The sequence below is a fragment of the Streptomyces sp. NPDC056835 genome (genome assembly GCF_042789485.1).
Classification (GTDB): domain Bacteria; phylum Actinomycetota; class Actinomycetes; order Streptomycetales; family Streptomycetaceae; genus Streptomyces.
The window spans coordinates 175,140-193,656 of record NZ_JBHUBB010000006.1 but is presented as its reverse complement, the minus strand read 5'-3'; the positions used below and the strand labels follow the sequence as shown (position 1 = coordinate 193,656).

Annotated in this window: 6 protein-coding genes; 4 read left to right on the top strand and 2 right to left on the bottom strand. The window is 73.3% G+C overall.

The window, feature by feature from the left end:
* Positions 1-49 precede the first annotated feature (49 nt).
* On the bottom strand, positions 50-13,129 hold the full coding sequence (locus ACFRMN_RS09275) for a type I polyketide synthase (protein WP_383015679.1): 13,080 nt from the start codon (positions 13,127-13,129) through the stop codon (positions 50-52).
* A gap of 1,788 nt (positions 13,130-14,917) precedes the next feature.
* On the opposite strand from ACFRMN_RS09275, the gene ACFRMN_RS09270 reads away from it, so the two are divergent.
* From ACFRMN_RS09270 to ACFRMN_RS09260, 3 genes are all read left to right on the top strand, one after another.
* Entirely contained in the window at positions 14,918-15,076 is a 159-nt protein-coding gene (locus ACFRMN_RS09270) for a hypothetical protein (protein ID WP_383015676.1), read from the top strand.
* A gap of 220 nt (positions 15,077-15,296) precedes the next feature.
* Entirely contained in the window at positions 15,297-15,659 is a 363-nt protein-coding gene (locus tag ACFRMN_RS09265) for a hypothetical protein (protein ID WP_383015673.1), read from the top strand.
* 74 nt (positions 15,660-15,733) lie between these two features.
* Complete coding sequence (locus ACFRMN_RS09260; RefSeq protein ID WP_383015670.1) at positions 15,734-16,369, top strand: SRPBCC family protein; 636 nt, start codon at positions 15,734-15,736, stop codon at positions 16,367-16,369.
* A 274-nt stretch (positions 16,370-16,643) separates the two neighbouring features.
* On the opposite strand, the gene ACFRMN_RS09255 is transcribed toward ACFRMN_RS09260, so the two are convergent.
* Positions 16,644-17,609 carry an NAD(P)-dependent alcohol dehydrogenase gene (locus tag ACFRMN_RS09255; protein ID WP_383015827.1) on the bottom strand — a complete coding sequence of 322 codons (966 nt, stop codon included), beginning with the start codon at positions 17,607-17,609 and terminating at the stop codon, positions 16,644-16,646.
* A gap of 108 nt (positions 17,610-17,717) precedes the next feature.
* On the opposite strand from ACFRMN_RS09255, the gene ACFRMN_RS09250 reads away from it, so the two are divergent.
* Positions 17,718-18,398 carry a TetR/AcrR family transcriptional regulator gene (locus ACFRMN_RS09250; RefSeq protein WP_383015667.1) on the top strand — a complete coding sequence of 227 codons (681 nt, stop codon included), beginning with the start codon at positions 17,718-17,720 and terminating at the stop codon, positions 18,396-18,398.
* Positions 18,399-18,517 lie beyond the last annotated feature (119 nt).

The following is an 18,517-nucleotide window of genomic DNA, read 5'->3' as shown; positions in this document are numbered from 1 at the left end:
CGTGTGCTCCTTACGGCGGTGCGGACGGGATCGACGCGGTCCGGCCCGGTCACGAGGTCTCAAGTTCGTTGTCGAGGTAGCCGAAGAGTTCGTCGTCGGTGGCCGAGGCGAGGTCGGACTCGGCGTCCTCTCCCATGTCACCGGCCCGCGCGTCGCCCCACCTGGCGAGCAGGGCGCGCAGCCGCAGGTCCACCTTTGTGGCGGTGCCGTCTGTGGCGGTGCCGTCGTTGGTGAGGGCGAGCAGCGCGTTCTCCAGCCGGTCGAGCTGGTCGAGCACGCCGGTCTCCGGCTCGGGCTCGGTGCGCGGGAGCAGTGTGAGCACGTGCCGGGTGATGGCGGCGGCGGACGGGTGGTCGAACACGAGTGTCGAGGGCAGCCGCAGCCCGGTGGCCGTGGTGATCCGGTTGCGCAGTTCCACCGAGGTCAGTGAGTCGAACCCGAGGTCCCGCAGTGCGCGACCGGGATCGACCTGGGTGTCGGCCGAGTGGCCGAGCACCGCCGCGACCTGTGCGCAGACCAGGTCAAGCACCGTCTGTTCGCGGTCCGCGGCGGACTGGCCGGCGATGGTGTCGGCGAACGTCACGGTCGCCGCGGGGGCCGCTGCCGTGACGCGGCGGGCGGGGGCGCGGACCAGGCCGCGCAGCATCGGGGGCAGTGTGCCGTCCGCCGCCTGCCCGCGCAGCGCGGAGGTGTCGAGCAGGACGGGTACGAGTGCGGCGCGGTCGTCCTGTGCGGCGGCGTCGAAGAGCGCGAGCGCGTCCTCGGTGGGCAGTTCGAGGACGCCGGAGCGGCCGAGCCGGGCCCGGTCGCCCGCGTCGAGTCCCGCCGTGATGCCGCTTGCGGCCGCCCACAGGCCCCACGCCAGCGAGACGCCGGGCAGGCCGAGTGTGTGGCGGCGGCGTACGAGCGCGTCGAGCGCCGCGTTCGCGGCCGCGTAGCCGGCCTGGCCGGCGGTGCCGAGGATGCCGGATGCCGAGGAGAACACGATGAACGCGGACAGGTCGGCGTCCCTGGTCAGTTCGTCCAGGTGCAGCAGGCCGTCGACCTTCGGGCCGAACACGCGGTCGACCCGCTCGGGCGTCAGCGACTCCAGTACGCCGTCGTCGACGACGCCCGCCGCGTGCACGACGGCGCCGAGCGGCCGGTCCAGCGAGGCCAGCAGCGCCGCCACCGCGTCGCGGTCGGCCACGTCGCACGCCGCTACGGTCACTTCGGCGCCCAGCGCCACCAGTTCGTCGCGCAGTCCCTCCGCGCCCTCGGTGGCGAGTCCCTTGCGCCCGGCCAGCAGGAGGTTCCTGACGCCCCTGTCGGCGACCAGGTGCCGGGCCACGAGCGCGCCGAGCGTGCCGAGGCCGCCGGTCACCAGGACCGGGCGGTCCGGGTCGAGCGGTGTGGGTACGGTCAGCACGACCTTGCCGGTGTGCCGGGCGTGGCTGAGGTGGCGGAACGCCTCGGGTGCGCGGCGGACGTCCCAGGCGCGCACCGGCAGGGGGCTCAGCGCGCCCGCCTCGAACAGCGCCAGCACCTCGCGCAGCATTTCCTGGAAGCGGTCGGGGCCCGGCCGCGTCAGGTCGTACGTGGTGTACTCGACGCCGGGCGGCAGTTCGTCGGGTTCCCGGACGTCGGCCTTGCCCAGCTCGATGAACCGCCCGCCGTCGGGCAGCAGTTCCAGGGAGGCGTCCGCGGTCTCCCGTTCCAGCGAGTTCAGCACCACGTTCACGCCGCGACCGCCGGTCTCGGCGGTGAACTTCGTCGCGAAGCCGGTGTCGTACGAGGACGCCAGGTGCGTGTCGGGCACGCCCGCCGCCCGCACGGTGTCCCACGTGGCGGGGCTCTCGGTCGCGAACACCTCCGCGCCCCAGTGCCGGGCGAGTTGCACGGCCGCCATGCCGACACCACCCGCGGCGGCATGGACCAGCACGGACTCGCCCCGGCGCAGGCCCCCCAGGTCGTGCAGGGTGTAGTAGGCCGTGAGGAATGCCAGCGGCACCGACGCGGCGCGCGCGAAGGACCACCCGGCGGGCACCGGCGCGACCAGCCTGCGGTCGGTGACCGCGAGCGGCCCGAAGCCGTTGGTGACGAGGCCCAGCACGCGGTCGCCCACCGCCAGGTCGGTCACCTCCGCGCCGACTTCGGTGACCACGCCCGCGACCTCACCGGCCAGTTCGGCGGCGCCGGGGTAGGCGCCGGGGGCGATCAGCACGTCCCGGTGGTTCAGGCCCGCCGCGCGGACGGCGATGCGTATCTCGCCGGAAGCGAGGGGGGCGGTGGCGTCGGGGTGCGGGACCAGTGCGAGGTCGTCCAGCGAGCCGCGCGGCTCACTGTCCAGCCGCCACGGGCCGTCGGCGGGCGGGGTGAGCGGGCCGTCGGCGGTGGTACGGGCGAGCCGGGGCACCGTCACCTGGCCGGCCCGGACGACCGACTGGGGTTCGCCGGAGGCCAGCGCGGCGGTCACGGCGAGGGTGGACTCCTCGGTGTCGTCGAGGTCGACCAGCGCGAACCGGCCGGGGTTCTCGGTCTGCGCCGACCGCACCAGCCCCCATACGGCGGCCTGCGCCGGGTCGGGCGAGTCGGTGTCGACCGCGCCGCGGGTCACGAACACCAGGCGGGCGTCGGCGGTCCGCTCGTCGGCGAGCCAGTCCTGGGCCAGTGCCAGTGCCCAGCACACCGCCTCCCTCGCCGCCTTGCCGTCCACATCGGACGGCCGGGGGCAGGGGGCGAGCAGGTCGGTCGCGCCGTCGAGGGCGCCGAAGCCGGAGACGGTCGGCGCGTCGAGGCCGAGGTCGTCCGCTCCGAGCACGGCGAGCCCGACCGGCCTGTCCCCGGTCCCTTCGACGGGCGTCCACTCCAGCGCGAGCAGGGCGTCGGCGGTCCGGGAGGCGGCCCGGGAGGCGGCCCGCCGGAGCTCCACCGGTCGCATCACCAGCGACTCGACGGTCGCCACGGGCCTGCCGGCCGAGTCCGCGATGGCCAGCGACATCTCGTCCTGGCCCTTGGGCGACCAGCGCACCCGCAGCGCCGACGCGCCGACGGCGTGCAGCCCCACCCCCGTGAAGCTGAACGGCAGCCGGGGGCCGCCGCCGATCTCGTCCAGCGCGCGCAGCACGGGCGCGTGCAGCGCGGCGTCGAGGAGGGCGGGGTGCAGACCGAAGCCCTCGCCGCCCGTCCCGTCCGGCAGGGCGACCTCGACGTATACGTCGCTGCCGAGGCGCCAGCCCGCGCGCAGCGCGCGGAACACGGGCCCGTAGTCGTAGCCGAGTTCGGTCAGGCGGTCGTAGATGTGGTCGACGTCCATCGGCGTCGCGCCCCGCGGTGGCCACGCCGCCAGTTCGGTCGCCGGCGTGTCGCCCGCCGTGAGCGTGCCGGTCGCGTGTTCGGTCCACGGCGCGTCCCGGTCGGCGTCCTCGGCCCGCGAGTGGACCCGGATGTTCCGCCTGCCGTCGGTCTCCGCGCCGACCGCGACCCGCAGGGCGACGCCGCCGCGCTCGGGCAGGACCAGCGGGGCGTGGAGGGTCAGTTCCTCGACCGCGTCGAGCCCGCAGTGGCCGGCGGCGTGCAGGGCGAGGTCGAGGAAGCCCGTGCCGGGGAACAGCACCCGGTCGCCGACACCGTGGTCGGCGAGCCACGGCTGGGTCCGGGTGGACAGCCTGCCGGTGAAGACGACGCCGTCGGAGTCGGGCAGCGCGACCGCGGCGCGGAGCAGCGGGTGGTCGCCCGCAGCGACACCGAGGGCCGCCGTCGCCCCGTCGCCCGCGGGCGCGACCGCCGCGGTCAGCCAGTACCGGTCGTGCTGGAAGGCGTAGGTGGGCAGGTCGACGCGGTTGCCCCGGCCGCCCAGCGCGGTGGCCGGGTCCAGCCGCGCGCCCCGGACGTGGAGCTGCGCGGCGGCGTGGGTCAGCGCGTCCGGTTCGGGCCGGTCGGAGCGCAGCGTCGGTACGAACACGGCGTCGGGGGCGCTGTCCTGGCCCATCGCGGTGAGCACACTGCCGGGCCCGACCTCCACCATCGTCGTCACGCCCTGCGCGACGAGTGCGGTGACGCCGTCGGCGAACCGTACGGGCCGGCGTACGTGCCTTACCCAGTAGTCCGGCGAGGCCAGTTCCTCGGCGTCGACCGGCGCGCCGGTCAGCGTGGACACGATCGGCAGCGTGGGCGGGTTGGCGGTCGCGCCGGCCACGACGCGGCGGAACTCCGCCAGCATCGGCTCCATCAGCGGTGAGTGGAACGCGTGGCTGACCCGCAGTCTGTTCACTTTGCGGCCCTGCGCCTTGAGGCGGTCGACGAGGTCGAGCACTTCGAGTTCGCTGCCGGACAGCACCAGCGAGTTCGGACCGTTGATGGCGGCGATACCGACGTTCTCGGAGCACTCCGGCGCGATCTCGTCCTCGGTGGCCTGTACGGCGACCATGACGCCACCGGTGGGCAGAGCCTGCATGAGCGCGCCGCGCGCGGCGACTATCCCGCAGGCGTCGGCCAGCGAGAACACGCCCGCCACGTGCGCGGCGGCCAGTTCGCCGATCGAGTGGCCCGCGAGCGCGTCGGGCCGCAGGCCCCAGGACTCCCACAGCCGGTACAGCGCGACCTCGACGGCGAACAGCGCGGGCTGGGCGTACTCGGTGTGGTCGAGTACGGCCTGGTCGTCGCCGAAGACCACGTCGCGCAGCGGCACGGCCAGCAGCGGGTCGAGGTGGGCGAACACCTCGTCGAGCGCGTCGGCGAACACGGCATGCGCCTCGTACAGGCCCCGGCCCATGCCGATTCGCTGGGAGCCCTGGCCGGAGAACAGCACGGCGAGCCTGCCGGCGTCGGGGGCGCCCCGCACCACGGCCGGGTCGTCGGCGCCCTCGGCCAGCGCGTCGAGACCGGCGCGCAGCTCGGGCGTGCTGGTGCCGAGCACGACCGCGCGGTGGTCGAGCGCGGCCCGCCCGACGGCGAGCGTCGCGGCGATGTCCACCGGCGACAGCTCGGGCCGCTCGTCCACGGCGGCCGCCAGGCGGGCGGCCTGCTCGCGCAGCGCAGCGGTGTCGCGGGCGGACAGCGTCCACGCCAGCGTCCGGCCGGCGGGCTCGTCAGCCGGGGCCGGGGTGACGGGCTCGGCCTGTTCGAGGATGACGTGGCTGTTGGTGCCGCTGACGCCGAACGAGGAGACGGCTGCGCGCCTCGGCCTGTCGGTCTCCGGCCACGGCCGCTGGTCGGCGAGCAGTTCCACGGCGCCGGTCGTCCAGTCCACGTGCCGGGACGGGCGGTCGAGGTGCAGGGTGCGCGGCAGTACGCCGTGCCGCATCGCCAGCACCATCTTGATGACGCCCGCGATGCCCGACGCCGCCTGGGTGTGGCCGATGTTCGACTTCAGCGCGCCCAGCAGGAGCGGCCGGTCGGCGGGGCGGTCCTGGCCGTAGGTGGCCAGCAGCGCCTGGGCTTCGATGGGGTCGCCGAGCCGGGTGCCCGTGCCGTGGCCCTCGACGGCGTCCACGTCCGAGGCGGACAGGCCCGCGTTCGCGAGGGCCGCGCGGATGACCCGCTGCTGCGCGGGTCCGTTCGGCGCGGACAGCCCGTTCGACGCGCCGTCCTGGTTGACCGCGCAACCCCGGACGACGGCGAGCACCTGGTGGCCGTTGGCCCGTGCGTCGGAGAGCCGTTCCAGCAGGACCAGGCCCGTTCCCTCGCCCCAGCCGACGCCGTCGGCGGCGTCGGCGAAGGGCTTGCACCGGCCGTCGGGGGCCAGGCCGCCTTGCAGGCTGAACTCGGCGAAGGGCGTCGGCGTCACCATGATCGCCGTGCCGCCCGCCAGGGCCATCGAGCACTCCCCCGACCGCAGCGCCTGCACGGCGAGGTTCAGGGCGACCAGCGAGGACGAGCACGCGGTGTCCACGGTGACGGCGGGCCCGCGCAGGCCCAGCGAGTAGGCGATCCGGCCCGACACGACACTCAGCGCGTCACCGGTGACCCGGTAGCCGTCCATCTCGGACGTCGCCTGCCCCAGAGTGCCCGCGTAGCCCTGCGGCGAGGCGCCGATGAACACGCCGGTGAGACTGTCGCGCGCCGAGGACGGGGCGATGCCCGCCCGCTCGAAGGCCTCCCAGGCCAGTTCGAGTACCTGCCGCTGCTGGGGGTCCATCGCCAGCGCCTCGCGCGGCGAGATACCGAAGAAGCCCGCGTCGAACCCGCCCGCGTCCTCGACGAAGGCGCCCTCCAGGGTGCGGCTGTGGCCCTGGGCCCGCGCGTCGGCCGCGTACAGCCGATCGGTGTCCCAGCCCCGGTCGTCCGGGAACGGCCCGACGGCGTCGTGCCCGGCCAGGACGAGCGACCACAGGTCCTCGGGTCCGCGCACGCCGCCGGGCAGGCGGCAGCTCATCGCCACCACCGCGATCGGCTCGTCGGCGTCACGGGTCGCGGCCCGGACCGACGCGGCGGTCCCCCGCTCGCCGAGGACCACGGAGTGCAGATGACGGGCCAGCGCCTCCGGTGTCGGGTGGTCGAACATGACGGTCGTGGGCAGCCGCACACCGGTGGCGGTGTTGAGGCGCTTGCGGACCTCGATGGTGGTGAGGGAGTCGAAGCCCAGCTCGCGGAACGCCCGGTCGGGCGTGACGGCGTCGGGGCCCTCGTGGCCGAGCACCGCCGCCGCGTGGCCTCGGACCAGGTCGAGCAGGAGCCGGTGCTGGTCGGCCTCGGTGAGCCCGGCCAGCCGGTCGGCCAGCGCCCCGCCGGAGGCCGGCCGCTCCACCTCGTCCTGCTCGGCCGACGCGACGACGTCGGGGATCTCGCTGATCAGCGGGCGCGAGCGGGCCGCCGTGAAGCCGGGGGCGAAGCGGGCCCAGTCGATGTCCGCGACCGTCAGGGTCGTCTCGCCCGCCGCGAGGGCGGTGGCGAGCGCGCCGATGGCGAGTTCCGGCCGCATGGGGCGCATGCCCCTGCGGCGCAACTGGTCGTCCAGGTCGCCCGCTCCCATTCCCCCGCCCGCCCACATGCCCCAGGAGACCGAGGTGACGGGCAGGCCGTCGGCGTGGCGGCGCTGCGCGAGGCCGTCGAGGAAGGCGTTGGCCGCGCCGTACGCGCCCAGCTCGCCGCTGCCCCATATCGCGGACCCGGAGGAGAACAGCACGAACGCGTCCAGCTCGCGCCCGGCGCACAGCTCGTCGAGGTGGGCCGCGCCAACTGCCTTCGCCGCCAGGGCGTACGCGAGGTCCGAGGTGTCTGTCTCGGCCAGCGGGAGTGACGGGACGGTGCCCGCCGCGTGGAAGACCGAGCGGACCGGCGTGCCGTCGGCGTCGAGCCGGGCGAACAGGCCGGCCAGTGCGGCGCGGTCGGCGGCGTCGCAGGCGGCGACGGTGGTCCGGACGCCGAGCGCGGTCAGTTCGGCCTCCAGCTCGCGCGCGCCGGGCGCGTCCGGGCCGCTGCGGCTGGTCAGCACGATGTGCTCGGCGCCGTTGCCCGCCAGCCAGCGGGCGACGTGGCCGCCGATGGCGCCGGTGCCACCGGTGATCAGTACGGTGCCACTGGCGCGCCAGGCGGGTGCCTCCGCCGGGGCGGGGGCCGGGGTCATCCGCCGCGCCGACACTCCGGAGGCCCGGATCGCGAGCTGGTCCTCGTCCGTCTGTCCGGCCAGCACGGCGGCGAGCCGCGTCGCGGTCCTGGCGTCGGGGGTCAGGGGGAGGTCGACGATGCCGCCCCAGCGGTCCGGGTGCTCCAGGCCGACGACCAGCCCGAGGCCCCACATCTGGCTCTGCACCGGGTTGGTCAGCGGGTCGGACCGCCCGACGGACACCGCGCCCGTCGTGGCCAGCCACAGCGGCGCGCCGATCCCGGCGTCGCCGAGCGCCCGCACCAGCGCCGGTGTGCCGGACAGTCCGCTCGGGACGGCCGGCGACGCGGGGTCGGGCCGTTCGTCCAGCGCCAGCAGGGACAGCACACCACTGGGCACGACGCTCGCGGCGCGCAGCGATTCCGCCGTGCCGTCGACCTCCAGCACGTCGGCGCCGTGGGCGCGCAGCGCGTCGACGGCCGCCGTGTGCCACGGGTGCTCCGCCTCGGCCGGCGAGCCGACCACGAACCAGGTGCCGGTCAGGGTCGGCGCGTCGGCGGCGCCGAGCGGGCGCCAGGTGACGCGGTAGCGCCACGAGTCGACGGCGGACCGCTCCTGTCTGCGGCGCCGCCAGTCGGCCAGGCTGGGCAGGACGTCGGTCAGCGGCGCGTCGGCGGGCACGTCCAGTGTCGCGGCGAGGTCGCCGCGCTCCACCGCTGACCAGAACTCCTCCAGCGCGGGGTCGCCGCCCGCTGTCGGGCGGGCCGTCTCGTCGAGCCAGTAGCGCTTGCGCTGGAACGGGTACGTCGGCAGGTCCACGGGCCGCCCGGCGGGCACCGCGGCGCGCCAGTCGAAGGGCAGGCCCTCCACGTATGCCTCGGCGGCGGAGAGCAGGAACCGGTCGAGGTCGCCGTCGTCGCGGCGCAGCGTACCGATGACGACGGCTTCGCCGCCGGTCGCGTCCAGCGTCTCGCGCACCCCGTAGGTGAGCACCGGGTGGGGGCTGCACTCGATGAACACACCGGCGCCCCAGTCGAGGAGGCCGCGCGTCGCGTCTTCGAACAGCACGGTGTTCCGCAGGTTCTGGTACCAGTAGTCCGCGTCCGCGTCCGTCCCGGTCAGCCACTCGCCGGTGACGGTGGACAGCATCGGTACCCGCGCGGGCATCGGCTCCACCCCGGCCCATACGGTCGCCAGCGCGTCCCGGATGGGCTCGACGTGCGGCGAGTGGGACGCGTAGTCGATGGGGACCCGGCGGGCCCGGGCGCCCTCGTCGCAGGACTCGATCAGTTCGTTCAGCGCGTCGGTGTCGCCCGCCACGACCACCGAGCGGGGGCCGTTGACGGCGGCGACGGTGATCCGCCCGTCCCACCGGGCGATCCGCTCGCGCACGTCGTCCAGCGTCTCCGCCAGCGACACCAGACCGCTCCGGCCCGCCAGCGCCAGCAGCGCCTTGCTGCGCAGCGCGACGATCTTGGCGGCGTCGGCCAGTGACAGCGCGCCGGCGATGTGGGCGGCGGCGATCTCGCCCTGACTGTGCCCCACCACCGCGTCGGGCTCGACACCGTAGGAGCGCCACAGCGCGGCCAGCGACACCATCACGGCGAACAGCGCGGGCTGTACGACGTCGTCCCGGTCCAGTTCGGCGCCGTCGGCCAGGACGTCCCACAGCGACCAGTCCACGTGCGGGGCGAGCGCGTCGGCGCACGCGTCGAGCGCGTCGCGGAACACCGGCGACGACTCGGCCAGCGCCGCGCCCATGCCCAGCCACTGCGAGCCCTGGCCGGGGAAGACGAACGCCACCTTGCCCAAGGGCCGCGCGACGCCGACCGCCGTGCGGGCGGATTCCGCGCCTCGGGCCACCTCCTTCAGTGTGTCTGCGCCGCCCGCCACCACCACGGCCCGGTGGTCGAAGACCGACCGGGACAGCAGGGCGTCCGCCATGTCGGCGGGCGCCTGCCCGGCCAGGACGGCGGCGAGCTGGGCGGCGTGGGCGCGCAGGGCGTCCTCCGTACGAGCGGAGAACACCAGCGGAACCGGCTCGGACGTCGACGGCGGGTCGGCCGGAATCTCGTCGGGCGCCTGCTCCAGCACGGCGTGGGCGTTGGTGCCACTGATACCGAACGAGGACACACCGGCCCGCCGGGGGTGCGCGGCCTCCGGCCACGGCGTGGTCTCGGTGACCAGTGACACCGCGCCCGACGACCAGTCCACGTGCGGGGTGGGCTCGGTGATGTGCAGGCTCTTGGGCAGCTCGCCGTGGCGCAGCGCGAGCACCATCTTGATCAGGCCCGCGACGCCGGACGCCGCCTGCGTGTGGCCGATGTTCGACTTCACCGAGCCGAGCAGGAGCGGCCGGTCCGCCGGGTGTTCCCGCCCGTAGGTGGCGAGCAGCGCGTCCGCCTCGATCGGGTCGCCCAGCCGCGTACCGGTGCCGTGTGCCTCGACGACGTCGACCTCGGCGGCCGACACGCCCGCGTCGGCGAGCGCCTGCCGGATCACCTTGCGCTGCGCGGGGCCGCTGGGGGCGGTGAGACCGTTGGACGCGCCGTCCTGGTTGATCGCGGTGCCCTTGATCAGCGCGAGCACGGGGTGCCCGTTGCGCCGCGCGTCGGACAGCCGCTCCAGCAGCACCATCGTGGCGCCCTCGGCGAGGCCGAACCCGTCCGCGCTCGCCGAGAACGCCTTGCACCGACCGTCGGGGGCCAGCGCGCGCTGTCTGCTGAACTCCACGAACAGGCCCTGCGACGGCATGACCGTGACGCCGCCGGCCAGCGCGAGGGGGCACTCGCCACGCCGCAGCGACTGTACGGCCAGGTGCAGGGCGACCAGCGATGACGAGCACGCCGTGTCGACGGAGATGGCGGGCCCCCCGAGCCCGAACGAGTAGGAAAGCCTGCCGGACGCGACGCTACCGGTGTTGCCGGTGAGCAGGTAGCCCTCCAGGTCCGCGGGCGCCTCGTGCAGCCTCGGCCCGTAGTCCATCGTCATCGCGCCCACGAACACGCCCGCCCGGCTGCCCCGGAGCTCTGTCGGGTCGATGCCCGCCCGCTCCATCGCCTCCCAGGCGATCTCCATCAGCAGCCGCTGCTGCGGGTCCATCGCCAGTGCCTCGCGTGGCGAGATGCCGAAGAATTCCGGGTCGAACTGGGTGGCGTCGTGCAGGAAACCGGCCTCGCGCTGGTAGTAGCCGCCCGCCCGCTCGGCGTCCTCGTCGTAGCGCCCGTCCAGGTCCCAGCCCCGGTCGGTGGGGAACGCGGTGACGCCGTCGCCGCCCGCGGACAGCAGCTCCCACAGCTCCTCGGGGCTGCGCACGCCGCCGGGCAGGCGGCAGCTCATCGCCACGACGGCGATCGGCTCGTCGTCCCCGGCCGCCGCGGGAGCGATCGGCTCGTCGATCTCGGCCGGCCCACCGAGCAGAACCCGGTTGATGAGCTCCGCGAGGCCCCGGCACGTCGGGTTGTCGAACACCGCCGACACGGGCAGGTTCAGACCGGTGGCCGCGTTCACCAGGTTGCGCAGCGCCACCGCGCCCGCCGAGTCGACGCCCAGCTCCAGCAGCGGCGCGTCGTCGTGAGCGGAGGACTCGACGTCCCCGCCGACGACGGCGGCGACCTGCGCGCGGACCAGGTCGAGCAGGAGTTCGACTCGGTCGGGGGCGTCCGCGAGCCGGTCGGCCAGCGACGGGGCGAGGACGGCCGCGGGCGCCGCGTGCAGCGGGTAGGCGGGCAGCGGCACCGCGCGCGCGTCCCGGCCCGCGAACACCGCCTCCCAGTCGGGGAGCACGCCGTGCGCGTGCAGTTCGGCCAGTGCGGCGACCACCTGGTCGGCGCCGCCTCGCCCCTTGCGCAACGTGCCGACTACGGCGGCCTCCACGGCGGCGTCCTCGGCGGTCTCCTGCACGGCTCTGGTGAGGACGGGGTGCGGGCTCGACTCCAGCAGCAGGCGGTGGCCCGCGGCGAGCGCGGCGCGCGTGGCGCTCTCGAAGTCCGCGGTGCCGCGCATGTTGCGGCACCAGTGGTCCGCGGTGAGCGCGAGCGGGTCGACCCTGGTGCCCGTGGTGGCCGTGTAGATCGGCACTTCCGTCGGGCGGGGCATGATCGGGGCGAGGTCGGCGCGTAATGAGTCGAGCACCGAGTCGACTTGGCGGCCGTGCGCCGCGAGACGGATCGCGATGCCTCTGGCTCTGATGCCGTCGGCGGCCAGCTCGGCGAGCAGTTCGTTGGCCTCGTCCTCGGTCCCGGAGACCAGGACCGAGCCGGGGGCGTGCACAGCGGCCAGGTCAAGCCCCTCGTAGCGGGCCAGCCGCTCACGCACGTCGTCCGCGGACGCCAGCACGGACAGCATCACACCGCGTTCGAGCAGGTGCACCTGCGCCCGGCTGAACAGAGCCACGGCCCTCGCACCGTCCTCGACGGACAGCGCGCCCGCGACCGTCGCGGCCGGTATCTCGCCCATGCTGGAGCCGATCACAGCGCTGGGCTGCACACCCCAGGACCGCCACAGCGCGGACAGGGACACCATCATCGCCCACAGCGCGGGCTGCCCCACGTCCGGCCGTTCCAGCGACGGCGTGTCCGCCGTGCCGCGCAGCACATCCATCACGGGCCAGTCCACGAACGGTGTGAGAGCTTCCGCGCAGGCGTGCAGGTGCTCGGCGAAGACCGGCGACGCGGCCAGCAGTTCGTCGGCCATGCCCAGCCACTGCGGGCCGTGCCCGGGGAACACGAAGGCGACATCGTCCGCCGCGGCCCGCGCGGGATACCCGGTCGCGAGCCCCGGCACCGGTCTGCCCTCACTGAGGGCGAGCAGTTCGTCGGCGAGCCGCGCGCGGTCCCCGCCGACGAACACGGAGCGCCGGGCGGGCGCGGGCCGGGTCGTGGCGCCGGATAAGGGGGATAAGCGGGATAAGGCGAGGGATAAAGCGACGTCGACGAGCGGGAGGGTCGGCTCGGTGTCGAGCAGCGCGTGCAGGTCGGCGGCCCTCACCCGCAGCGCGTCCTCGCTGTGCGCCGACAGGGTGATCGGAACGGGGACGGCGGACTCGTCCGGCGCGGCGGCGCGGCCGGGCCCGGGCCGGCCCGAGCGCAGTGCGGCCTCGACCAGTGCGGGAACGCCGTCGGGCCACTCGTGGTCGGTTCCGAGCCGGTAGGCGAAGGTCGCGGTCCGCGCGCTGTCCCCGCGCGTGAGCACGGCGAAGGCCCCGTCCGCACCGACGAGCGCGAGGTCGCACTCACCGGACCGCACGGCGGCGACTGCCTCGGCGACGGGGTCGTGCCCGGTCCGGCGCGGGCCGAGGAAGCCGAGCACGCGTGCCGTCTCGCTCGCGTCGTCCGCACCCGCGCCGTCGGCACCCGCGCCGTCGGCGGCCAGGTACACACCAACGCCTGCCGGGTCGTCCGCTCCGATGCCCGCGTCCTCGCAGGCCGCCCACGCCGACTCCAGTTCGGCCGTCCGGTCCGCGGGCAGGGGCACACCGGTCAGCTCGGCCAGTACACCCGGATCGGCCAGTACACCCGGATCGCGCTCCGCCCGCACCGGTGCCGCGGGCGCGGCTCCGATGACGGCGACAGCGCCGGTGTCCACTCGTTCTGATTCGCACATGGCAGCCTCTGCTCTCGTCAGTCGTCCACCAGAATCGAAACGCTTTTCTCGGCGACGCCGCAGCCATAACGGCCGCAATTCAAGCCAGCGCTTCGCTAATTGTCAACCAATGCATGGCCGGCTGCGTTGACGGATCACGCCCGGGCCAGGGAATGCCCGGCGAGACCACGCAGGCGCGGATCGGGGCTCATGGACTCTCAGAATTTACCGCGCGAACTTCCGGAATTTACCCGGCCCGCGCGCCTCCAGGAATGACCGGCTTCCGCTCTTGTTCATGCCCCGGCCCTCGTATATATCCGCCCCGAAACGCCGATTGTATACGGAGACAAAATCGGATCACCGACCGGATGCGGAGGAGGCCGCACGGAATGCCCGAAATGCCGTCTCGATTGGTGAACCGCGGGTTCAACTCGATGAAATCCCCCCGAACCCCGGGAGGCCGTACGCCTACGTCGAGAACACCGGTGGACGTAGGCACGGGGCGTGGGAGCGTCCGGCTGGACAGCGGTGATTTGCACAGCGGCGACGGAACCCGGCCGGAACTCGATGCCCTGCTGGCCGAGAATAAGCCTGGCCGTGAGCTGGATGGCCGAAACTCCGTCGGCGATGCCCGCAATAATCCGCGCACCCGGGGGCGACAGCACTCGATTGCTGGTCAGAGGCGCCCCACGGGCTTGGGCGCGGCGGCCTCAGCACCCGGCCGGACAACTGCCACGACTGTGACGCCACTCACCATCCCGCCGGCCGGAATGGTGAGAGATGACGGCGAGGTAACCGGTGAGGTCACGCCCACAGGGGCGCTGAATAGATTACGAAGGGCGTGGAAATGTATTACCAACAACGCCCTGTTTACCTCGAAGAAACACAGTCGGCGTCGAGGTTCGCGAGCATATGTCGAGTGCCGCGGGACGGCCGGCGCGAATTGGGCGAGTCAACAGCCCATTTGATCTCCACGCGGCAGCCGAAGTAGCACGACTGAAGCACCGGACCCTGAATCGTGAGCCACCGGGCCACTGGGCATCGAGCTCAATACAGTGGGCCGAGGGAACGACGCCGCGAGAAGCCGGATTGAGTGTGCGGGTGGATCGCACAAGGTCAATGAATGCGATACCCCGCGATCCTGTGCCTGGCCCGAGACTATCGGAATGGGCGTTGCCCGCACCAGCCTCTTTGCTTGTGGTTATTGGAAGCGAAATAACACTTCCACGCCGGTCCGTAAGATCCGCTGCCCCGCGCAGCGAATACGCCCCCGCATATGCCGCCGAACTCACCAACGCCCCGCCACCTGGCACTGCTCCGCGTCGTTCGCGTCCGCGACACCTGGCGCCGGCGCCTTCGATGCACCGGCACCGCTTCCGGAGTACGAGCGTCCACAAACACACTGTGCCCGTTTCACCGACCTCACGCTCCGTTTCCTGCCCGCTTTGGGTCCATGCCCGCTCACCGGGGTTCACCTCGCACGCCCCGCACACCCGAATCGGCGCCACGGCCCGACAGCCGCGTCACCATCCGCGGGCGTGGTGGTCTCGTGCCGGATCGGGCGCTCCTGGTCCTGCGGCCGGACGGAACCAGAAGGTTACGCACCCACACGCACTCTTTACGTCGTCGTCATCCACCCCGAGGCAACGCACGACGCCGAGGGGCCATCGGCGTCCGAGCGGCGGTCTCCCCCGCCCACGCGTCGCGAGGCAGCGGCTGGAACACAACGAAGTGGTGGCAGGGGCCAAGAACCAGGGCGACAAGGGCGCGGCGTACCTATGCGGCCATGGACGCCATCCTGCGGCGCCCGTGCGTTCACCAGAACTTCCTGACGCACGGCGGCTCCCGCACGTTCGTCGTGGCGTCCTGGAGCTGGATGCCGAGGGGCACATCAAGTTCGATGAGATCGACTACCGCGAGCGCTACGACCAGCTGACCACGCGAGCGCTACGACCAGCTGACCAGTAGGGGCTATCCACCAGATCGCCGGTCACAGCCACTCGTTGATCCGGCCCCGCCGACCGCCGGGCCAAACTCATTCGCCCCACCGACCGCAGCTTGCTCCAGACGCTACAGCCACACCATGCCGTTAGAGGCTATCGCGAAACTGTTGACCTCTCAGCTCGCATTGCGTTATAACTTCTAACGAACGCACGGATATCTAGCCCAGCGCGACGAGGAGAACTTCATGACCACCACAGTCGAGTCACACCCCACCCGCACAAGCCGGCGCGTTCCGCTGTCCGTGACCGTCTCCGCCTGGGCGGTCCCCCTCATGGTTGTCGGTCAGTTCGCCCTCATCGCGGGCGTTCCCGTCGTGATCGCGCTGGTCGGTGCGCTCCGCCGGGCCCCCGACCGGGCGGTGCGCCGGGCGGCCACGCTTGTCGCCGTTACGTTCGCGATCCCGCTCGTCGTATGGCTGACGCGGCCCGACGGGGCGCCGAGCCTGTCCAAGGACATGCACCCCGTGTTCGTCGGACTGATCGTCGCCGCGTCCGCCGCCCTCATCGTGACCCTCCACCGAGCCCGTCGGCACCTTCCCGCACGGTGACACCACCGCCCGAATCACCGTCAAACTCCCGCTCAGCACGCCACGCCCGCCCAGCAACTGACAAGGAGCACGCCATGTCCGGTATCCGCAGCACCAGCGTCCGCGCCACCCTGTTCACCGTCCCGCTCGTCGTCGCCGGTGTCCTCGGCACCGCCGCCGCGCCCGCCGGAGCCACCCCTCAGCCCGGTACGTCCCTCACCTGCCGCGGAGAGGGCGTCGACCCCAAGGCCCAGGTCCGCTCCAGGATCGAGACCGTGATCCACGCGCCACTGAGCACCGTTTGGAAGCTGCAGACCGACGTGGAGCGCTGGCCGTCCTGGCAGGCCCCGGTCAAGACCATCGAACGTCTCGACCACGGCCCCTTCCGGAAGGGTTCGGCGTTCCGGTGGACGACCCCGATACCCCCCAATCCCGCGACTCCCGCCACCAGCCTGGAGATCACCTCGACCGTCGAGCAGCTCAAGCGCGGCTCCTGCATCCGCTGGACCGGCCCCGCGATCGGTGAGGGACTGCGTATCGACGGCGTCCACGTGTGGAACTTCACCAAGGTCAAGGGCGGCGTCCTCGTGCGCACCGAAGAGACCCACGCCGGAGACCAGGTCGAAGCGGACGTCCCCACCGCGACCAAGATCCTCCACGAGGGCCTCAAAGGATGGCTGGGCGACCTGAAGGCCACCGCCGAAGCCCGCGCCGGCCACAAGCCACACTGAACGACGCACCAGGCCCGGGCTTCACAGCGGGTCTTTCCCCGGGTCTTTTCCGCGCGGGACATGGGGCCGGTGCGTTGGCAGACGCGGTCGGGGACTTCGCGTGAGGGCGTGTCGGCGACGCCGTGGAGGCGGATGCCGGTGTCTTTCTGGTTGCTGGTGAACCAGTCGTCGATGCGCCGGCGGGAGGGCTGTACCTCGATCCAGGAGACCCCGCCGGGCTGTGTTGGTCGCAGTCCTCAGCAAGTGGCTGCGACCAGCACCTTCCCAACAATCTCTAGTCGACCCTGACCACGTACTTGCCCCGCACCCCGCCCGCCTCCAGCGCCCGGTGTGCCGCCGCTGTCTCTTCCAGCGGGAAGACCGTGTCCACCGCCGGCCGCAGCTTCCCCTCCGTCACCTGGCGGGCGAGGTCGTCGAAGAGCGCACGTCCAGGGTTGCCGCTGAAGAAACGCACCCGGCCGCGTCCGTGGACGGCGCTGGCCGCGATGTAGCCCAGCGAGGCGGCGGGCCGCGTCGGGTCGAAGGCGATGCTGACCATGCGTCCGCCGGGCTTCAGCATCCGCCGTACGGTACGCAGGTCGGTGCCCGCCGTGTCGAGGACCACGTCGAACAGTCCCAGTTCCGCAGGGGACACGGTCCGGTGGTCGACGGCGTGGTGGGCACCGAGTGTACGGACGAAGTCGAGGTTGGCAGCGCGGGCCAGGGCCGTGACCTCGGCGCCGTACGCCTGTCCGAGCTGGACGGCGGCATTGCCGACGCCGCCCGCCGCGCCCCGTACGAGCAGCCGTTCGCCGGAGCGCAGTGCGGCCTTGTCACGGAGGGCGGTGACGGCCGTGGTGGCCACCGGCAGCGCGGCGGCGGCCACGAGGTCCAGCCCGTCCGGGACCCGGCCGAGCCGCTCGGGCCGTACCGTCACGTACTCGGCAGCGCTGCCGAATCCGGAGCTGCGGCCCAGGACGCCCCACACCTGGTCGCCGACCGCTACGCCGGTCGCGCCGGCGCCGAGTGCGGCGATCTCGCCAGTGAAGTCCAGCCCGACGCGCTGCGGGAACTTCCGGCCGGTGAGGAGGCGGGCCTGACCGGAACGGGCCGCCAGTTCGCCGCCGTTCACGCTGAACGCGCGCACGCGCACAAGGACCTCGCCGGGTGCCGGTCCGGGACGTGGCACCCGCCCCACGTACAGCACCTCGGGGCCGCCGAAGCGGTCGAACAGTACGGCTTTCATCGTGCGGTCGTCCATCGTTGCGTTCTCACCTTCGCCACCAGTGGCCGTGCGGGGGATCATGGCGCCGAGCGTAGGCTGACAAACGGACGAGATCGTCCACTTGACCGGAGGTGAGAGACAGTGGTGGGGGAATCCTCTCGGATCGCGGGGCAGGACAGTCTGCGGGCGGACGCCCGGCGCAACCGGCGGCGCATCCTCTCGGCTGCCCGCGTGGTCTTCGCCGAGCACGGCATCGACGCGCCCATGGCGACCGTGGCCCGACGGGCGGGGGTCGGGGTGGCGACGCTGTACCGGCGTTTCCCGACGCGGGACGCCCTGGTGCGGGCCGCGTTCGCGCACCAGATGGACACCTGCGCCCGGGCGCTCACCGAGGCACTGGCCGACCCCGATCCGTGGCAGGGCTTCCAGCGGCTGGTCGAGACGGTCTGCGAACTGCAACGGGAGGAACGGGGCTTCCCGGCCGCGTTCGTCGCGGCCTTTCCGGACAGCACGCGAGCACACGCGCGGGAACGGGAACAGGCCGAGCGGGGCTTCATGACCCTGGTCCGCAGGGCTCAGGCGGCGGGCGCGCTGCGGGCCGACTTCCACCCCTCCGACCTTGCCGTGGCTCTGTTGTCCCACTGCGGTCTGGTCACCGCACTGCCGGGTGACCGTGCGGCGTCCCGGCGTCTGGTGGCGTACTTGCTCCAGTCGTTCCGCGCCGAGGCGGCTCACGGAGCGCTGCCGACGCCGAGCACTCTGTCACTGCGCAGTCTTCCGCTCACGGCCGACGGCTCCCAGGGACAGCGGCCCTCCAGAGCCTGATACGAACGGCGCCTGCCGCGTCCTTATCCGGCATGGGATTCCTCACGAGGGGGCGCTCGGGCCGGAGCCGTGGAGTGGCACCGTCGGGTACGTTGACTGATCAACCACAGGTTGACCGA

Excerpts from the sequence above, each read along its gene's own strand:
- ACFRMN_RS09275 (WP_383015679.1), bottom strand. The coding sequence starts at position 13,129 with ATGTGCGAATCAGAACGAGTGGACACCGGCGCTGTCGCCGTCATCGGA.
- ACFRMN_RS09265 (WP_383015673.1), top strand. The coding sequence starts at position 15,297 with ATGACCACCACAGTCGAGTCACACCCCACCCGCACAAGCCGGCGCGTT.
- ACFRMN_RS09260 (WP_383015670.1), top strand. The coding sequence starts at position 15,734 with ATGTCCGGTATCCGCAGCACCAGCGTCCGCGCCACCCTGTTCACCGTC.
- ACFRMN_RS09255 (WP_383015827.1), bottom strand. The coding sequence starts at position 17,609 with ATGGACGACCGCACGATGAAAGCCGTACTGTTCGACCGCTTCGGCGGC.